The sequence below is a fragment of the Thermococcus sp. genome (assembly GCF_027023865.1).
Taxonomy (GTDB): Archaea; Methanobacteriota_B; Thermococci; order Thermococcales; family Thermococcaceae; genus Thermococcus.
Genome location: NZ_JALVUC010000019.1, coordinates 105,872 through 122,204, shown reverse-complemented (window position 1 = coordinate 122,204; position 16,333 = coordinate 105,872). Strand labels below are relative to the sequence as shown.

Genomic DNA, 16,333 nt, shown 5'->3' with positions numbered 1-16,333 from the left:
CTCCCCTTCAACTACTACTGCCCCTGCGCGAGGACCCCGGGGAGAATGAACCGGGGGGCGATGCGGGGGCTACAGCCCGACCTTACAGCGAGGTCCCCGCGGGAGGGCCTTCCGCGTTACGGAGCACGATGGCCGCGGGAAACCCAGGCCGGGCACAGAAGGCCCGTCCGGGTTAACCCGCTCGAGTTCTGCCGTCAGGCTCCAATGAGAGCGGGGGTTACGGATGGGCCATATCATTACTTTCCACGTTTGTGTTACTCTTTGTTATAGTGTGCCAAATATGAAGAGAAAACGTTATTAACATCTGTAGCGTTAAACGTACTGCGATGACCTGCATGGCATATGATAGCCGGGATGTTAAGGACGTGAGGGAGTTGCTCCCATGGGTTGCAGAAACGCCGATTAAAGATCTCATGAATGCACCGGAGGAAAAGCTTCTCCTTCTCAGAAAGATGAAAGAGAAAGACGACGAACCCCAGCTTGACCTTCCCAAGGAGCTTCAGGGGATAGTCAAAACGAAGAGCTTTACGGCCCTAATGGAAAGGATAATTCAGTAGAGGGTCACCCAGACCTCTTCCCCCTCGAGGTAACCTTCGCTGTCTTCAGGTATCTCCAAGTATCCGTTGCTCTCAACAAGGGAACTTATGATTCCGCTTCCCTTCTTGTGTATCGGCCTGACCTCCCCATTCTCATAGCGGATCTTGATGAACTCGTATCTTCCAAGCTGACTCGGAACCCTCTCGATGAGTTTTGCCCAAACCCTAGTCTCGTAATCTATAACACCAGTGAGTTTGGCGAGGGCGTGCTTGACATAAAGGTGGAACTGTGTGAAGACTGCCGCCGGGTAGCCGCTCATAATGAAGACCCTCTCTCCGTAGCCTACCGGTCTGCCGGGTTTTATAGTCGTCCCATGGAAGAGGAGGTTAACAAAGCGGTGCGCAAAATCCCTATCGCCGAAGGCAGAACCACCGGTAACCAGAACGAGGTCGCACTCTTTCTTAGCCCTTGCAATTGCCTCCCCAATTATTTCCTCGTCGTCGGGGATTACCCCATAGAACCTCGGCTCGCCGAAGTACCTCTTTACAAGTCCCTCCAGCATCACTGAATTGCTGTCGAAGATTTTGCCGGCTTTTAGGGTCTCCTCATCAAACTCTTCGATGAGTTCATCGCCCGTAACTATTATCCCGATGAGGGGCTTCCTCTTCACTTTGACTGTCTTGAAACCGAGGCTCCTAAGTAGTGCTAAGTCTTGGGGTCTTAGAACCTGACCCCTCTTGAGCACCACTTCGCCTTTTTTCACGTCTTCGCCGGCGAAAGCGACGTTCTGCCCGGGGGCGACGGGCCTTAGAACTCTTATGATAGTCCCATCCCTTTCGGCCATCTCCTGCATTAGGACCGCGTTGGCACCCTCGGGTATCTTTGCCCCAGTGGTGAGCTTTACAGCTGTTCCATGCTTCACTTTAACTTTACTCCCTTCTCCGGCAACTATCTCGTCGATGACTTTAATTTCAACCGGTCTGTACTCCCTAGCTTGGAATGTGTCTTCCGCCCTTAAAGCGTATCCATCTACTGCGGCTCTGTCAAATAGTGGACTGTCTATTGGTGAGACGATATCCTCCGCTAGAACCCTGCTAAGCGCGCCTCCAAGCGGAATTTCCTCGACTTCTCCAATCTCCACTAAATCCCCCAGCATGAGTCTGAGGGCTTCCCTATATGGCGTGAGCCTCTTAAACTCCCTCATATTACTCACCCGCGTGCTTCAGGACATGTCCCGCCTCATTCAGTATGATTTTAATTCCCGTCTTCGCGGCGCCAAGGCTCCCCGGCAGGCAGAAAACTGCCATAGCCCTTCCGGAGCTCTTGATGACTCCTCCGGTGGCCCTACTCATCACGGCGGCAGTTCCGATCTCATCGTAGCTCAGGAACCTGAATATCTCTCCAAAGCCTGTAAGCTCCTTATCAAAGAAGGGTCTAATGCTCTCTATAGTGATGTCCCTTGGGGCAATACCCGTTCCCCCCGAGGTAACGAGTACGTCGGCTCCGGCTCTGAAGGCGTTAACCACTGCCCCCACGATCTCCATCTTCTCGTCCGGGACAATAGTGTAGTAGACCTTCTCGTGGCCCGCTTTCTCAAGCTCCTCTAGGAGAAACCTCCCGCTCGTGTCTTCCTTTTCGCCCCGGCTCCCGGTGTCGCTGACCGTTACAACGGCGAACTTGAACCTCCTTGGGGCTTTCCTCTTGTGCTCTTCAACGCCCATGCTACCACCGGGTTAAACTTGTATGGTGCATTTAATAACGTTTTAGAAAATGAGAGTGTTTAACAACCAAACGAACATACAAAACGGTGGGATAAACGGTGAAGAATAGGGGATAGGAAGGAATCAGCCCGCTCACTGTTGCGGGCAGACGTCCTGCTCCTTTGGCGGATTCGGATCGAGGCCTTTCCTCTGCCTTATCTGGCGGATGATGTTGAGGGCTAACTCGTTCGGGACACGCTTGAACCCCGCATGCTCGGTACTCCAGAGCGCCCTTCCGCTGGTGGCACCGCGGATGGCCCCGGCGAATCCGAACATCTCCGCAACCGGTGCCTCGGAGATAATGATCATTACCTCGCCTTCCTGGCGCATGTCTATGAGCTGGCCACGCCTCTGGTTGATCTCCCTGCTGACGGCACCCATGTATTCATAGGGCACGTTGATGACGACCTTCTGGTAGGGCTCGTAGAGAACCGGGTTGGCCTTCATCATGGCGCAGTGGATAGCGGTCCTTATAGCCGGGTAGATCTGGGCCGGACCGCGGTGGACGTTGTCCTCGTGTATTTTTGCGTCGTGGAGCCTTACCATCACCTTCATGACCGGCTCCCTGGCGAGCGGTCCCTCGTCCATTGCCTGGTGGAAACCGTCAACGAGGAGGTCCATGACCTCGTTGAGATACTGGAGACCCTTGGTGTTGTCGAGGAAGAGGTTGCCCTGGTAGACGTCCACTATCCCCTTGGCTACCTCGTAGTCCATGCCGAGTTCAGCGAGCTTCTTGGCGACGGCCTTCGGGTCCTTCGGCCTGCCCTCCGGGATGAGCCCCTCGTGAACCGCCTCGTATACCTCGTCCGGAAGTGGCTCCACGGTGATGTAAAACCTGTTGTGCTTGTTCGGGGACTTGCCCTCAACTATCTGGCTCTGCTTGGTGACGCTCTCACGGTAGACGACTATCGGAGGTGAAACGTCGACATCGAGCTTCCAGTCCTCCTTGAGCTTGACGAGCTTGACCTCAAGGTGAAGCTCACCCATACCGCTGAGGAGGTGCTGACCGGTCTCCTCGTCGATCTTGACGTGTAGGGTTGGATCCTCCTTCGCGAGCTGTCTTAGGGCTTCGATGAGCTTCGGAAGGTCCTTAACGTTCTTGGCCTCGATGGCCACTGTAACGACCGGTTCACTCGCGTAGTGAAGTGCCTCAAACGGCTCAATCCGTTCAACAGAAACAGTCTCGCCGGCCATTGCATCGCGGAGACCGGTTACGGCGACGATGTTACCGGCCGGGACGGATTCCATATTGATCCTCTCAGGCCCCATGTAGATACCAACCTGCTGGACCCTAGACTTTCTCTTGGCGTTTATGAGGTAAACCTCTTGGCCTGTCTTAACGGTGCCGCTCCAGATGCGGCCGGTTGAAACTTCCCCAGCGTGCTTGTCGAGGATAATCTTAGTGACTACCATCGTCATCGGTCCCTTAGGATCGCACTTGAGCATGGCCTCACCGATCTCACTCTCGACCTCTCCCCTCCAGAGGTGCGGGATCCTGTACTTCTGAGCCTCGAGTGGGTTCGGAAGGTGTTTGACGACCATATCAAGGACGACAACGTGGAGCGGGGCCTTCTTTCTGAGGGTCTTTAGGTCGCCGCTGTTGGTAAGCTCGACGATGTCCTTGAAGGAAACTCCCGTCTTCTTCATGTAAGGGACGCTGAGCGCCCAGTTGTAGTAGGCACTTCCGAAGGCGACGCTACCGTCTTCAACCCTAACGAACCACTGGCTTTTGAACTCGTCAGGGGCATACTTCTTGATGAGCCTGTTGACGTCGGTGATTATCTTCGCAAAGCGGTTGAGGATATCGTTCGGGCCGAGCTTGAGCTCCTTTATAAGACGGTCGACCTTGTTGATGAAGAGAACGGGCTTGACGTATTCGCGAAGGGCCTGCCTGAGAACGGTCTCGGTCTGGGGCATAACACCCTCAACGGCGTCGACGACTATTATCGCACCATCAATGGCCCTCATGGCCCTCGTAACGTCACCGCCAAAGTCGACGTGACCAGGAGTGTCGATGAGGTTGATAAGGTAGTCGTTGCCCCCGTATGTGTGGACCATCGAAACGTTGGCAGCGTTAATTGTGATGCCCCTTGCCTGTTCCTGCTCGTCGAAATCAAGAACGAGTTGCTTTCCGGCAAGCTCCTCGCTTATCATCCCAGCTCCGGCGAGTAGGTTGTCGCTAAGCGTTGTTTTACCATGGTCAATGTGAGCGGCGATACCCATGTTCCTGATCCTTTCAGGCTGGGTCATCAATCCCTTAATCTTCGCAATCATCTCTTCCCTTCTTCCCATATACACCACCATCCTTGGATGAGCTTGTCGGCTTAACTTAAAAGGTCCGGTTATAAAGCTTTTCCCGGTTTAGAATGGAGGCGGTAAGGACGCGTTTAAACTACTTAAGGGTTTTGGATGTGATTGGCGATGAGGGTGCGGACTTCTTATAAAATCTTTTTTAATGCCCTCGATGTTCCATCTTTAACGTCTTCCCTCGCGTAGACTCCCTAGTACCAGTGGGTGCCTTGAGTTCCACCAGCGAGCGAACCAAAGGGGAGACCTCACTCAGCTCGCCCATCCCTCGTTCTAATAGCCCCAGCAGGATAAGGAAAGGTTAATAAATGTGCCTGTTTAAACTTCAACTGCTGGCAGGGGGTTTGCCGACCCTCCTGCCCTAGGGCGGAGAATACGCCCTCACGGGCGGTAGTGACTACGTCTAAGTAATATTTAACGTTTACTTCGAACTTAAAATTAAATTTCCAAAAAAATCGGTGAGGCTTGACATTATAGTTATCTGCGTCAAGTTTTATGTGGATTTGGTTACTTAATAACTCCATCATAGTCAATTTAACGAAACAGTTTAACAAAACGTGGCAGAGTTCCGAAGAAAGTTTGGCTATGGGAAAGGGGGAGAATGCAGTTTGAATTTCAACCTCAGCTCCACGTCTCCGCTATGACGTCGTGCTTGTGTATGCTCTCGTTGCTGATGACCTTAACGCGGATTTTGCCTGGGAAGCGCTCCCTGGCCTTCGCGAAGATCTCCCTGGCGACGTCTTCGACGAACTTGGGGTTTGTAAACATGCCCTGAACAACGGTGTTCTCGTCGACCGTCTTGAGGAGTGTGTAAGTCGGGTTGCTGAAGGAGCTTTCAACGACGTCTATCATGTCCTCGAGGGGTATTTCCTTACTGAAGGGCGCCCTGACCTCAAGCTCCCCAATTGCGCGTTGAATGTGCGTCTTTCCGTTGTTGTTTGCCATCGCGTGCGGGCAGACGGTGTTGCCAATGACCTTAACGCGGAGAACCTTTTCAAACGAGCCATCGTAGTTCTTTATGACGCCGACCTCCACGTCGTAAGGCTCGTAGCTTGTCTTTCCGCTCGCCGGCGTTTCCCTTGGGATTACGAGGTGGGTTTTAATCCAGACCTCCGCCCTTTTGTGCGGGTGCTTCTTTTCAATGTGCTTTATAACGCACTTCCCGAGTTCCTCAAGGGAGGAGTGGGCCTCCAGAACCTCGCTCTCAACTGCCTCGCTCATGCTCTCAGTTATGCTCTCAACCAGGCGGCTCATATGGATGCCCTTCTTCTCCGCGGGAACGTCTATGGTGACCTCAAAGAGCGGGAGAAACGTGTAAACGCTTCCCTTCCAGTTTATCTTAGCAACTGTTCTGAGGTTGGTTATACCCACGCGGTGGAGGCGCTCTTTGATTTCTGGGGTTTCTTCCTGGGTCTCAAATATCGGCATGGCAATCACCTTCCACTTTAGTCCAGTCTCGCTTCAGGCTTCCTCTTTTAAATGTAGTAGGTCAAAAACGTCCACCACTCCGGCTGCGTTCTCCCCCCACCTGCTTCGCCATGTAATAAACCGTCCGCAGGGGGATTCCAAGACTCTCGCTGACCTCCTTGGCAGACATTCCCCCTCGTATAAGCTCTCTCACCCTCCTAACCGTGCCCTCATCGTACTTCCTCGGCCTCCCCCGGGGGTAGCCCTCTGGGAGGAGTTTTATACCCATCTGAGCGAGGGCAGCTATAACCTTCTTCGAGACCTTTGGATAAAGGCTTGGCGGGCAGGAGATTTTCCTCACGTTTGGGGCGTTTTCGAGAATCCTCACCAGTATCTCCTTCGTCGGGCGGAGGTTGATGTAGACTTCAGTAACCTCATCGCTGAGGCTCTCGCGGAGCTTTCTCACGAGTTCTGCGTTGTTCTTCGCTTTAACCTCCACCCTCATCGGATCACCCCTGTAAAAGGGTGAGGAACTGCTTCGCCCTGTCGCTCTTGGGCATGAACTTCTCGAACTTCTTCGTATCGGCGAATAGGGTTTTGTGCAGGCCTGAGATGACGAACCTTTTTATGGCATCGACAAGCTCTTCCCTGTCTATACCGAGTATCTTAGCCACTCCTTCCTCGTCGTATGCACCCATGCCATAGAGCAGGACGCCGCCGAGGAGATGGTTGGGGATGCTCGATATCTCCTTCCTCTTCCCGACGAGGGCTTCCTCCATCTCGCACTTCCTCATTATCAGTATGCTCCCATGGCCGGTTCTAAACTCGGGCTCGTCCCTAAATGGCAGATCGAAGAGGGAGTAGTGGCAGTCGATGCAGAGCCTTATGTCAGGGTAGAGGCCAAGGTTCTCCCTGTCATTGCTGGATGTGAGGAAGTAGTAGCGGAACAGGTCGAGGCCGAGCTTTTCGGCGCCTTTTTCAGGATCGAGGATGGCGTAGGCGAGGGAGAGATTGTCCACTGTGTAGTGATTGTTTATGAGAGCCCCCTTCGTCTTCACAAAGCTGAGAACCCTCCAGCGGAAGCGCCTTCCGTAGCGCTTCCTAAGCTCTCCTTCGATGTCAGCATCGGCGGGGAGGTCTAGCCTCGCCTTCTTGAGTCTGTTGCTCTCCCAGTACTCAACCTCTATCCTTAAACCGCGCGTCCTCACCGTTCCCTTCTCGCGGAGCCTACTTTTTATCTCCTTGAAAGCTTCCCTAACGGCTATGCTCTCCCTTGAGAGTAGCTTGAGAACATCGCCGGAGTAAGCCAGGTAAGGCAGAACTTCCACTCTGCCGAGCTGGACGAGGTTTGGAACGGCCTTGATTCCCTCCGTGTTTTCTCTCGTTAACTCCTTGAGCGCTACTGGCCTTCTCCCAAAGAATAAGGTATAGTTGGCAGAGATTAAAGCCAGGGCCATTTTGTGGGCGGTTATTGCCGAGCGGAGACGCTCTAGGGCGAGAACCCTGTTGCGCTTCTTTCTGTAAATCCACTGGACGTGGGGATCTCGGTTCTTTTCCCCGGTGATGCTTGTGAACGGGGTTACTTCGCCCACGCGCTTTGAAAGGTCCCTCTCAAGCTCTTGCAAAAGCGAAAGGTTCTCCTTCAAACGATAGGCAATGGACGGGAGGTGGAAGGTCTCAAATAACCCGTCCATATCTATGCCAATATCGTCCAGTATCTTGTTGACCTGTGCTACCAGCTCTTCCGTCGTCGTCATGGCAGCAGCTCCCCGCTGTTTATCTTTTCGGGGAGGTACCTCTTGGCAACGAACTCAAGGCTCTTGTTGGCTAAAGCCTGCTGTTCAATCCTGACTCCCATCTTAAGGGCCATCTTGAGCTGCCTCTGCCACTCCTTGTTCTGGAACCACGGGTAGTTCATCTCCTCAATGATCCTCTTGTAGTCACCGGTCGGACCGCCCTTCTTGTTGGGCGGGATCCCCTTGAGTTTCTCAGTAACGTTCTTCAGGCCGTAGCGCTCTATGTCGTCCATGCTCATTCCAACGAATTTGGCCTCGGGAGTTGCGAGCTTCTCGCTGAGGTATGCGAGGTTGATCGAGCCTTGCTTTATGGTGGAGTAGATGTACCAGCCGTAGGGGTCGCCGTCGGTAAAGACGATTATTGGCAACCCCTCCTCGTAGTGGAGCCTGTGGATGAGCCTTCTGACGCCACGCGAGGCCTGGCCCTGCGTCGCTATGATGAGGGCGTTCTGCTTTTGGGCGAACTTTTCCTCTATCAGGCGGTCAGCCATAGCGGCGGTCTCGACTACGAGGGCATAGTCCACGTTCACCCCAACGAACTGAAGGTGTTCCACCGTTCCGGGAACGGCCCAGCCGCCCATACCGAGCTTCCCGGCGTTGAACTCGTCCTCTCCGTCGCGGATGACAATGTCGCCGTAGATGTAGCCGCGCCTGTCCGCGGTTAGGTGCATCTCCTCCCTCAATACACCCATCATCCTCTCAAGGTCCTCTATGATGGGATCGCTCTCGCGCTGGTCTTCGAAGGTGTTCTCTTTGGTTCCGGGAATTGTGTGTTTGTTGGCGTAGTAAGCTTCACGAAGACTTGCGTGCTTCCTCTCGGAGACGAGTCTCTTGACGTAGGCCATGAGAAGGAGCGTTTGCATGAACTTCCTTGTGTGGGCCACGTTGAGGAAATAGCGCCTTGAGAGCTTATCACCCATCCTGATGACGCGCCTTTCCTCATCAAAGTAAACGTTGTTCAGCCCGCGCATCGGTATGTCAAAGTAGGGGTTCCTTCCGGCCTTTACCTCCTTGAAGATTCTCCTGCCGTATTCCTCGAGCTTGGTGAGAACCTTAGTGGGGTCGTATGAAAAGCGCTCCTTTGGCTTTTCGCGGTGTATGGCTTTGCCTTTAGGCATTCTCGCTCACCTCCCCCTCCTTCGCATTCTCCTTTTCTGCGAAGTGGTTCTCTATGTATGATGCGAAGTAGGCTCTAACTGCATCCTCAGGTTCACCGATCAGGATGCTCAATGCCCTTGCTATCTCTGGAACGTATTTTTCAAAGGTTCTTCTTCTCTTTACCTGCGCCATCTTCCGGTGCTTGCCGCTTAGGTACGTTTGCAGTCTTCTGGCAGCGTCCATTATAGCCAAACGAATCTCGGTCTGAATCTCCTCGACGTTGGCTATGCTCTGCTTCCCGGTTCCGGTGTAGGGAACATGAACGGAGATGACGTTTATCATTAGGGCCAGTGGCGCCCTGTCGAGGTCGTCGACTTTATAACGCTTCCAGTCGACGGAGCGAGCGGCGAGTGTTGTAACACACGAACCCGCATCGAAGAGGAGGGGAACGCGGTTCGCATACCTGAGCAGTTCAAACCCCGCCGGAATCTCACCGCCGTACGCCAAACCCACTTCGACTTGGAACGGGATCCCACCGGAGTAAACCTTGGGCGGCCTTGTTACGGCAGTCACGAACTCCGGCTTGAGGATTCCGGTCAGACCCTTCTCGAGGTTTTTCTCTCCGATGGGTCTGAGGCCGTGTGTCGGGGGTGCCATGAACTTCATGTATTTGAATGCCTCAACTATCTCCTCCGCCTCCCCCCAGGTGAGCTTTTCGGGCGGTTCGTCCATTATCTTAGCCACCTGCTTGATGACCTTGGTGTACCCTCTGAAGGAGCGGAGGACGGTCTTAACCTCACCTTTGGCAAGTCTCTCGTAGAGTTGCTCCTGAACGGCCCTGTCCTTCTCTGTCTTAATGAGCCTTAGGGCCGCTATGTACTCGACGAGTTCATCAACCTTCTTGTCGCTTATGCGCGAGAACTCTCCAATGAGGAAGCGTTTTACCGTGTTCCTCCTCGTCTTCTTAGCCATTCTGTAAATGTCATCGGTGAGAACCCCGCGCGGGTGGGGTTTCATCTCAACCGGCGGCTCGGGAACCTCCTCGCTTGAGCGCGGGAATGCTATCAGCTTTCCGTCCGGCTCGATAAGCTCGATGTGGGTGTGGGGGTTCGCTATTGCCGTCAGCTTGAGATACCAGTAAACTCCCTGCTTCGAGCGGACGTAGCGGACGTTCTTGACCTCAAGTTCTATCCTCGTGCCGCGCCAGCCCTTTGGGTTTGGGTGTTTTTCCTTTCTGACGATTTTACCCTCGTTCTTGTCCACATCTATTTTAACCCATGCCTCGATTATCTCGTCGTTCCCGGTGGAGGTTATGACGCGCGTGGCCTTTCCGCTCGTCGTCTGTGCGAACATTACCGCACCGCTTATACCGAGACCCTGCTGACCACGGCTCTGAATGTTCCTGTGAGCCTTGGTTCCTGCCAGCATCTTGCCAAAAACGTGGGTTATGTACTTCTCAGGGATTCCCGGGCCGTTGTCCTCCACGGTCACAATATAGTGCTCCCTTCCGAGTTCCTCAATTTCAACGCGGACGTAGGGGAGTATCCCTGCCTCCTCGCAGGCGTCGAGCGAGTTCGTAACAGCCTCGTGGATGACTGTGGTCAGCGAGCGTATCTTGCCCGTGTAACCGAGCATTGCCGCGTTCCGTCTGAAGAACTCGCTGACGCTCTGTATCTTAAACTCCTTAAACAGTTGCTTTGCCTCGGCCATCTTCAGTCCCCCCAATACTCTTCGTTTTCAGAGCCTTCGGAGTAGTCTCCGGTTTCACTCTCCAGGGCCTCATAGTAGTTCGAGCTTTCAAGTTCGAGGTCTTTCTTGCGCCTTTCAAGGTATTTGTAGACGACGCCGTGCGGCGAGCCTTTGGCAAGCTTTTCAATGGCGGTCTTCGCAACCTCAACCTGGAGGGGGTTGCCGATTATGGCGACGGTCTTCCCGTAAACACTAACGTCAGCTCCACTCATTTCCTCTATAATCTCCCTTGTTCTGCCTTTCCTGCCGATGATCCTACCCCTGACCCTGGGCAGGGCGTTTTTGTCGTTGCCGATGATTATATCCGTGAGGGTGACCACCTCCAGGGTTTCTCCTTCGTTGAAGAGTCTAAATGCCCTCTCCGGGGAGAAGCCCCTCCCAATGGCCATGACAACATCGCGAGCCTTCCACACTGCGAGTGGATCATCAGTTTCCTCTGTGGAAGTTACAAAGACTTCTCCCGTGTCTCCATCGACTTCTATCTTTGTCTTTGTGCGCTCTTCTATCTCCCTCTTTGTTTGACCTTTTTTCCCGATGAGAACACCAACGCGCTCCCTTGGTATGCGCAGGAACTCCTCCTGCTCGCCCTCTGCAGTGTAGTTCATCTCCTCCTCGGGTTCTTTCCTTAGGACTGTGCCATCCTTATCGATCCTCTCGTACTTCCGCAGGAGTCTCTCAAACTCGTCCATTCTCTCACCCCTCAATAAGATCGCGGAGCTTCTGGTTGTAATCGTCAACCGAAACGCCTTTTCGGGCGAAGTAGTTAATAATGTTCCGTAAATCTCTCTTTAACAACTCGACGCTCATCCTATTCCTCTTCACGGTGGCCTGCGACCAGTCTATGACAACCGGTCTGTCCCATATTAAGATGTTGTACTCGCTCAAATCCCCGTGTACCATGCCACCGCGCTTCCAGAGGCGCTCAATTACGCCCATTGTGAAGCTGTAGAGCTCCTCAAAATCCTCTCTGGATAACTCCCGTTCGGCGTCCTTCAGCCTCGGGGCAGGCAGTTCATCGCCTATGAACTCCATAACCAAAATGTTGTTCCAAAAGACTACTGGTTCAGGAACCCTTACGGCGTACTTAACCGCCCTCTGGAGGTTTTTAAATTCCCTCCTCGTCCACTGGAAGACGAGCTTGCGCATGTCCTTCGGTATGTAACCGATTCTGGGGTCTGCCGCAAGGTACTCCCACATCCTCCTGAACTCGGTGGTATACGTGCGGTAGATTTTGACTGCTATCCTATCCCCATCGGCGTCAATCCCTGCAAAAACGTTCGCTTCCTTGCCCGTGCTGATGACACCATAGAGGGTTCCTATTTTGCCCCTTCTGTGGAGATACGCTAGGGTCTCATTTGTGGTTCTGTCAAAGACCTCGTTGGCTATCTTGTACAGTTCACTGTCCTTTTCCTTTCGCTCCCTGTGGTGGAGCATCTGCTCAACTTCAAGCTCAAGGGCTTCCTCGCGCATCTCCATCACTGCCTGTCGCTGAGAGGCCAATTCAGAACAGCTGTTCGCTGCCGGTGAGGAACTCCCTGCTTATCTTGCCCCTCCTCAGGAGCCAGTCAACCTGGGTTCTCGTGTAGCGGTAGACGAGGTCGCCGCGCTCGTCGCTCTGAACATCCCAAGGCTGGACTATGACAACGTCGCCAACGCGCATCCACATCCTTCTCTTGAGTTTGCCTGGGATCCTGCATCTCCTTATCTTGCCATCCGAGCAGCGGACGTCCATCCAGCCCGAACCAAGGGCCTGCTCGATTACTCCAAAGATCTGCCCGTTCCTCGGTAGGGGAACTCGAATCACCTCATTTCCCTGAACCTGTCTGCTCTTCTTTTTCCTATTGTTGTTCCCACGCCTGTGATACGCCATTATCATCACCTCCCTCCGCTCAACTTTGAGCCTTATAAACCTGAGCCTTGCAAAAATTTTATAATTGGGGTATGGGTTGGTGCTTTTAAAATTTTTGCAACCCACTTTCGGTTTTTTGGAAGAACCTTTCAGTACACATTCTTGTCCACTATAACCGCATGAAAGTTTAAAAATGACCTCCTTAACATGAACATGGAGATGGAAATGGAGGCCATAACCGCAGAGAACCTCACGATACTCTACAACGGAAAGCCTGCCCTAGGAGGAGTGAGTTTTTCCATTGAGAAGGGTGAGACGCTCCTCCTCCTTGGACCGAACGGTGCAGGCAAGACCAGCCTACTCAAAACCGTATCATGCTTCCACAGGGAGTACACCGGAAAGCTTGAGGTTTTTGGAAAGAACCCCTGTGAGGCGCGTGAGTTTATAGGTTATGTGCCTCAAAGCCACAGCCTCAATGAACGCGTCCCTTTGACGGCACTCGAAGTTGTCGCGATGGGTGCGGTCTACAGGAGGGGCTTCGTTCACTTCAAAATCCCACCCGAGACTATGAGGAGGGCAGAAGAAGCCCTTGAGTTCGTAGGTCTCGACGGACTCGGTGAGCGCCTCTTCTCCCAGTTCTCCGGTGGCCAGAAGCAGAAGATCCTCCTAGCGAGGGCACTCATAAGCGATCCCAAGCTTCTCCTCCTCGATGAACCCCTCTCATCACTTGACCCCAGTGCCCGGGCTGAGGTTGCAAGAATTCTCAGCAAGATAAAGTCTCGGAAGGGTCTCACGATGGTCATCACGACCCACGACATAAACCCACTACTGGACATTGGTGACAGGGTTATGCTGATAAACAGGAGGTTAATAGCCTTTGGAAAGCCGGAGGATGTTCTCACGGACGATGTCGTTAAATCGGTCTATGGCCCCCTGGCGAGGGTTATTCCAGTCGGCGGAAAGCTTTTCTGCATTACGGGCGATGTCCATCTCTACAGACATGGGGGTGGGGGGAAGTGATTCCCGAGTATCTCCTCCGCGCCTTCCTTGCGAGCATTATGGTGAGCGTCCTGCTGGGCATGTTAAGCCCTCTGATAAACACGAAGGGTCTGGCTTTCCTCACCCATGCCCTCTTCCACTCACTTCTCTTCGGCGCGGTTTTAGGCATGATACTCGCCCTGATCTTTGAGAACCTGTCACTAGTCATGCTAACGGCCCTGTTTGTCACCCTTGTGGTTGTCCTCCTCATAGCATACCTTGAAAAGCGCGGGTTTTCTCCGGATTCGGCGGTTGGCATAGTGGCGAGCTTCGCTGCCGGACTGACCGTCTTGGGCTTCGGTGTCCTCTACAACGTAATGGCCGGTAGACCCTACTTTCCCCTGAGCGAGGATATAGTCTCATACCTCACCGGTGACATCTTCTTGATTACACTCTCCAACCTTGAGGCGCTCTCCATCGGCGGTGCAGTACTGTTCTTCATCATACTCGTCCTCTACCGCGACTTCCTCTACCTCAGCTTTGATCCCGACGGAATGGAGAGCTACGGTGGCAACACAACCGCCTACCTCATGATTCTCTACACCATAGTTGGTGCCATCGGTGCCTTGATCGTCCAAACTGTCGGCCTGATAACCCTCCAGGTGGTTGCGGTTCTCCCTGGAGCCATAGCCCTCATGGTGAGCAGTGACCTGCGGAAGGTGCTTGGAATGAGCCTCTTGGTTACCCTCGGCGTTCAGCTCTCCTCGGTTGCCCTCGCTTACTTCACTAACATCCCACCCAGCGGTCTGGCGACGATAATGCTGGGGCTGATATACGGGACGCTTCTCCTAAGGAGGTGAAAAAGTGGGACGGAAGCTGGCTGGAATAGATGAGGCTGGCAGGGGACCGGTCATCGGCCCGATGGTCATAGCGGCCGTCGTCGTTGATGAAGATAACGTTCCAAAGCTGGCGGATCTCGGTGTCAGGGACTCGAAGAGGCTGACGCCAAAGCGACGCGAGAGGCTCTACAACGAGATCATCAAACTCATCGATGATTACGTACTCATAGAACTTTGGCCCGAGGAGATAGACTCAAGGAAAGGCACCCTCAATGAGTTTGAGGTCGAGAACTTTATCAAAGCTTTGAACTCTCTCAAAGTGAAACCCGACGTGGTCTACATAGACGCCGCAGACGTTAAGGAGGCCCGCTTCGGCGAGGACATTAGGAAAGGTCTGGACTTTAAGGCGGAGATCGTGGCGGAACATAAAGCAGACGACAAGTTCATCCCCGTTTCCGCCGCCTCAATCCTCGCGAAAGTCACCCGTGACAGGGCGATAGAGAGGCTGAAGGAGGAGTACGGCGAGATAGGGAGTGGCTACCCCAGCGACCCGCGGACAAGGGCCTTCCTTGAGGAATACTACCGCGAGCACAGCAACTTCCCGCCGATAGTCAGGAGGAGTTGGAAAACGCTGAAGAAGATCGCGGAGAAGCTGGAAGGTGATGTGAAAGGACGGGAACCGAAGAAAGCCGGCCAGACGAGCATTGACACTTTCCTGCAGGATGGGGGCTAAGGTCCCTATTCCTTCTTCACGAGCTCCACCACCGCCTCAACGTGCGGCGTATGCGGAAACATGTCGATGAGAATCGCCCCGTCTATATGATAGACACCCTTGAGATGCCTCTCGTAGTCGAGTTTAAACGCCTTCGGGTTGCAAGAGACGTAAATGACCTTCTCAACTCCACTTTTCACGAGAAGCTCGGCCGCTTCTTTCAGCCCCTTCCTCGGCGGATCCACTATAACAGTGTCGTAATCCCTGATGGGCGTCTCCTCAGCCTTCCCAACTCTGAAGATGGAGTCAACACCGTTCAGCTCCGCGTTTCTATTGGCCATCCCAACCGCGAAGGGGTTCAGCTCAACGCCTTCAACCTTAAATCCCCTCTTCGCGAGCCAGACACCGAAGGTTCCAACGCCGGAGTAGAGGTCCAGAACTCTCTCACCATCGGTGGAGCCTTCAACGGCCTTCAGGAGGAGCGGCAGGGCGTAGCTGTTCGTCTGGAAGAAAGAGTTTGGATGAAGAAAGTAGGTGACGTCCTTAACCCGCTCACGTATGTAAGGTTTTCCAGCTATAAGCCCTGCCTCGCCGCGTGGATCGTCCCTCCCATCGACCTTTAGGCTCCAGTAGATGGAATCCGCTTGAGAGAAGTGGTCATTGAAAGCCTTCAGAATCTCATTTGACGGCTTCACGTGGGCTATGAGGGTTACCATGACCTCGCCAGTGAACTTCCCCTCTCTGATTTGGAGGTAATGGATTTCGCCGCTTTTCTCCCTGGGATTCCAGGGTCTTAAACCGGTCTCTTTCAGAAAACCCCTGAGGGCGCGGAGGTATCCCTGCGTTCTCTTCGAGAATACCGGGCACTCGCGGAGGTTGACCACTCCTAGGGGATTCCCGTACCCTTTTAGCCCTATCCCGCTGGTTATAACTATGAAGTTGCTCACGTTTCTGAAGCCCCAAATCTTGGGGGAACTCTTTATCTCGGCCTTTACTCCGGTTATCCTTTCAAAAATTTTTGCCTTTAGCCTCAGCTGCTCCTTGTACTTCAGCCCCTGCCAGAGGCAACCGCCACAGGTTCCAAAGTGGGGACATCTCGCCCCATGCCTCAGTGGGGATTCATCGATAACCTCGAAATCCAGCGCGATTCTCCTACCGAAGCGGCGCTTTGCCTTCCAAACTTGCACAACGTCGCCGGGATAAGCGAACGGGACGTAGAACTTCCTACCCCCAACTTTAAGCATCCCAAGGCCGTCATCGCTGATGCCACCCACTCTACCCTTGAACATCATGGTATCCAG

The 16,333-nt window shown here is 53.6% G+C and carries 16 protein-coding genes; 4 read left to right on the top strand and 12 right to left on the bottom strand.

What is annotated here, in order from left to right; all coding sequences use genetic code 11:
• Positions 1–326 precede the first annotated feature (326 nt).
• Positions 327–557: a hypothetical protein gene (locus MV421_RS06270; protein WP_297418988.1), complete on the top strand. Its 231-nt coding sequence runs from the start codon at positions 327–329 to the stop codon at positions 555–557.
• On the opposite strand, the gene MV421_RS06265 is transcribed toward MV421_RS06270, so the two are convergent.
• The 11 genes from MV421_RS06265 to eif1A form a co-directional block, all read right to left on the bottom strand.
• Positions 551–1,741 (bottom strand): molybdopterin molybdotransferase MoeA, encoded by a 1,191-nt coding sequence (locus tag MV421_RS06265; RefSeq protein WP_297418991.1) that lies wholly within the window; start codon positions 1,739–1,741, stop codon positions 551–553. The genes MV421_RS06270 and MV421_RS06265 overlap by 7 nt on opposite strands.
• A gap of 1 nt (position 1,742) precedes the next feature.
• Entirely contained in the window at positions 1,743–2,258 is a 516-nt protein-coding gene (locus MV421_RS06260) for a MogA/MoaB family molybdenum cofactor biosynthesis protein (protein ID WP_297418994.1), read from the bottom strand.
• A 132-nt stretch (positions 2,259–2,390) separates the two neighbouring features.
• A complete protein-coding gene (locus MV421_RS06255) occupies positions 2,391–4,589 on the bottom strand; it encodes an elongation factor EF-2 (protein ID WP_297418997.1) in 2,199 nt (732 codons plus the stop codon).
• Between the two features lie 636 nt (positions 4,590–5,225).
• The gene (locus MV421_RS06250) at positions 5,226–6,032 is read right to left on the bottom strand and encodes a GTP cyclohydrolase IV (RefSeq protein WP_297419001.1); all 807 of its coding nucleotides are present in this window, start codon (positions 6,030–6,032) and stop codon (positions 5,226–5,228) included.
• Between the two features lie 61 nt (positions 6,033–6,093).
• On the bottom strand, positions 6,094–6,516 hold the full coding sequence (locus MV421_RS06245; protein ID WP_297419004.1) for a DUF1699 family protein: 423 nt from the start codon (positions 6,514–6,516) through the stop codon (positions 6,094–6,096).
• 4 nt (positions 6,517–6,520) lie between these two features.
• A complete protein-coding gene (locus MV421_RS06240) occupies positions 6,521–7,768 on the bottom strand; it encodes a DUF530 family protein (protein WP_297419007.1) in 1,248 nt (415 codons plus the stop codon).
• Positions 7,765–8,925: a DNA topoisomerase IV subunit A gene (locus MV421_RS06235; protein WP_297419010.1), complete on the bottom strand. Its 1,161-nt coding sequence runs from the start codon at positions 8,923–8,925 to the stop codon at positions 7,765–7,767. Before MV421_RS06235 ends, MV421_RS06240 begins: the two co-directional genes overlap by 4 nt.
• On the bottom strand, positions 8,918–10,615 hold the full coding sequence (gene top6B / locus MV421_RS06230; RefSeq protein WP_297419013.1) for a DNA topoisomerase VI subunit B: 1,698 nt from the start codon (positions 10,613–10,615) through the stop codon (positions 8,918–8,920). Before top6B ends, MV421_RS06235 begins: the two co-directional genes overlap by 8 nt.
• A gap of 2 nt (positions 10,616–10,617) precedes the next feature.
• Positions 10,618–11,343, bottom strand: a complete 726-nt coding sequence (locus MV421_RS06225) for a KH domain-containing protein (RefSeq protein ID WP_297419017.1) — start codon at positions 11,341–11,343, stop codon at positions 10,618–10,620.
• 4 nt (positions 11,344–11,347) lie between these two features.
• Complete coding sequence (locus MV421_RS06220) at positions 11,348–12,124, bottom strand: serine protein kinase RIO (protein WP_297419040.1); 777 nt, start codon at positions 12,122–12,124, stop codon at positions 11,348–11,350.
• A gap of 31 nt (positions 12,125–12,155) precedes the next feature.
• The gene (eif1A, locus tag MV421_RS06215; protein WP_297419043.1) at positions 12,156–12,524 is read right to left on the bottom strand and encodes a translation initiation factor eIF-1A; all 369 of its coding nucleotides are present in this window, start codon (positions 12,522–12,524) and stop codon (positions 12,156–12,158) included.
• Positions 12,525–12,728: 204 nt separating this feature from the next.
• On the opposite strand from eif1A, the gene MV421_RS06210 reads away from it, so the two are divergent.
• Genes MV421_RS06210 through rnhB form a run of 3 tightly spaced genes read left to right on the top strand, consistent with a single transcriptional unit; the run spans position 12,729 to position 15,053 of the window.
• Positions 12,729–13,523 (top strand): metal ABC transporter ATP-binding protein, encoded by a 795-nt coding sequence (locus MV421_RS06210; protein WP_297419045.1) that lies wholly within the window; start codon positions 12,729–12,731, stop codon positions 13,521–13,523.
• On the top strand, positions 13,520–14,341 hold the full coding sequence (locus MV421_RS06205) for a metal ABC transporter permease (RefSeq protein WP_297419020.1): 822 nt from the start codon (positions 13,520–13,522) through the stop codon (positions 14,339–14,341). The genes MV421_RS06210 and MV421_RS06205 overlap by 4 nt, the downstream gene beginning before the upstream one ends.
• A gap of 4 nt (positions 14,342–14,345) precedes the next feature.
• A complete protein-coding gene (gene rnhB / locus MV421_RS06200) occupies positions 14,346–15,053 on the top strand; it encodes a ribonuclease HII (protein WP_297419025.1) in 708 nt (235 codons plus the stop codon).
• 5 nt (positions 15,054–15,058) lie between these two features.
• Here the strand turns inward: rnhB and rlmD are convergent, their stop codons facing one another.
• A complete protein-coding gene (gene rlmD, locus MV421_RS06195; RefSeq protein ID WP_297419028.1) occupies positions 15,059–16,324 on the bottom strand; it encodes a 23S rRNA (uracil(1939)-C(5))-methyltransferase RlmD in 1,266 nt (421 codons plus the stop codon).
• Between the last annotated feature and the right edge of the window lie 9 nt (positions 16,325–16,333).

Excerpts from the sequence above, each read along its gene's own strand:
- MV421_RS06270 (WP_297418988.1), top strand. The coding sequence starts at position 327 with ATGACCTGCATGGCATATGATAGCCGGGATGTTAAGGACGTGAGGGAG.
- MV421_RS06265 (WP_297418991.1), bottom strand. The coding sequence starts at position 1,741 with ATGAGGGAGTTTAAGAGGCTCACGCCATATAGGGAAGCCCTCAGACTC.
- MV421_RS06260 (WP_297418994.1), bottom strand. The coding sequence starts at position 2,258 with ATGGGCGTTGAAGAGCACAAGAGGAAAGCCCCAAGGAGGTTCAAGTTC.
- MV421_RS06255 (WP_297418997.1), bottom strand. The coding sequence starts at position 4,589 with ATGGGAAGAAGGGAAGAGATGATTGCGAAGATTAAGGGATTGATGACC.
- MV421_RS06250 (WP_297419001.1), bottom strand. The coding sequence starts at position 6,032 with ATGCCGATATTTGAGACCCAGGAAGAAACCCCAGAAATCAAAGAGCGC.
- MV421_RS06245 (WP_297419004.1), bottom strand. The coding sequence starts at position 6,516 with ATGAGGGTGGAGGTTAAAGCGAAGAACAACGCAGAACTCGTGAGAAAG.
- MV421_RS06240 (WP_297419007.1), bottom strand. The coding sequence starts at position 7,768 with ATGACGACGACGGAAGAGCTGGTAGCACAGGTCAACAAGATACTGGAC.
- MV421_RS06235 (WP_297419010.1), bottom strand. The coding sequence starts at position 8,925 with ATGCCTAAAGGCAAAGCCATACACCGCGAAAAGCCAAAGGAGCGCTTT.
- top6B (WP_297419013.1), bottom strand. The coding sequence starts at position 10,615 with ATGGCCGAGGCAAAGCAACTGTTTAAGGAGTTTAAGATACAGAGCGTC.
- MV421_RS06225 (WP_297419017.1), bottom strand. The coding sequence starts at position 11,343 with ATGGACGAGTTTGAGAGACTCCTGCGGAAGTACGAGAGGATCGATAAG.
- MV421_RS06220 (WP_297419040.1), bottom strand. The coding sequence starts at position 12,124 with ATGCGCGAGGAAGCCCTTGAGCTTGAAGTTGAGCAGATGCTCCACCAC.
- eif1A (WP_297419043.1), bottom strand. The coding sequence starts at position 12,524 with ATGGCGTATCACAGGCGTGGGAACAACAATAGGAAAAAGAAGAGCAGA.
- MV421_RS06210 (WP_297419045.1), top strand. The coding sequence starts at position 12,729 with ATGGAGGCCATAACCGCAGAGAACCTCACGATACTCTACAACGGAAAG.
- rlmD (WP_297419028.1), bottom strand. The coding sequence starts at position 16,324 with ATGATGTTCAAGGGTAGAGTGGGTGGCATCAGCGATGACGGCCTTGGG.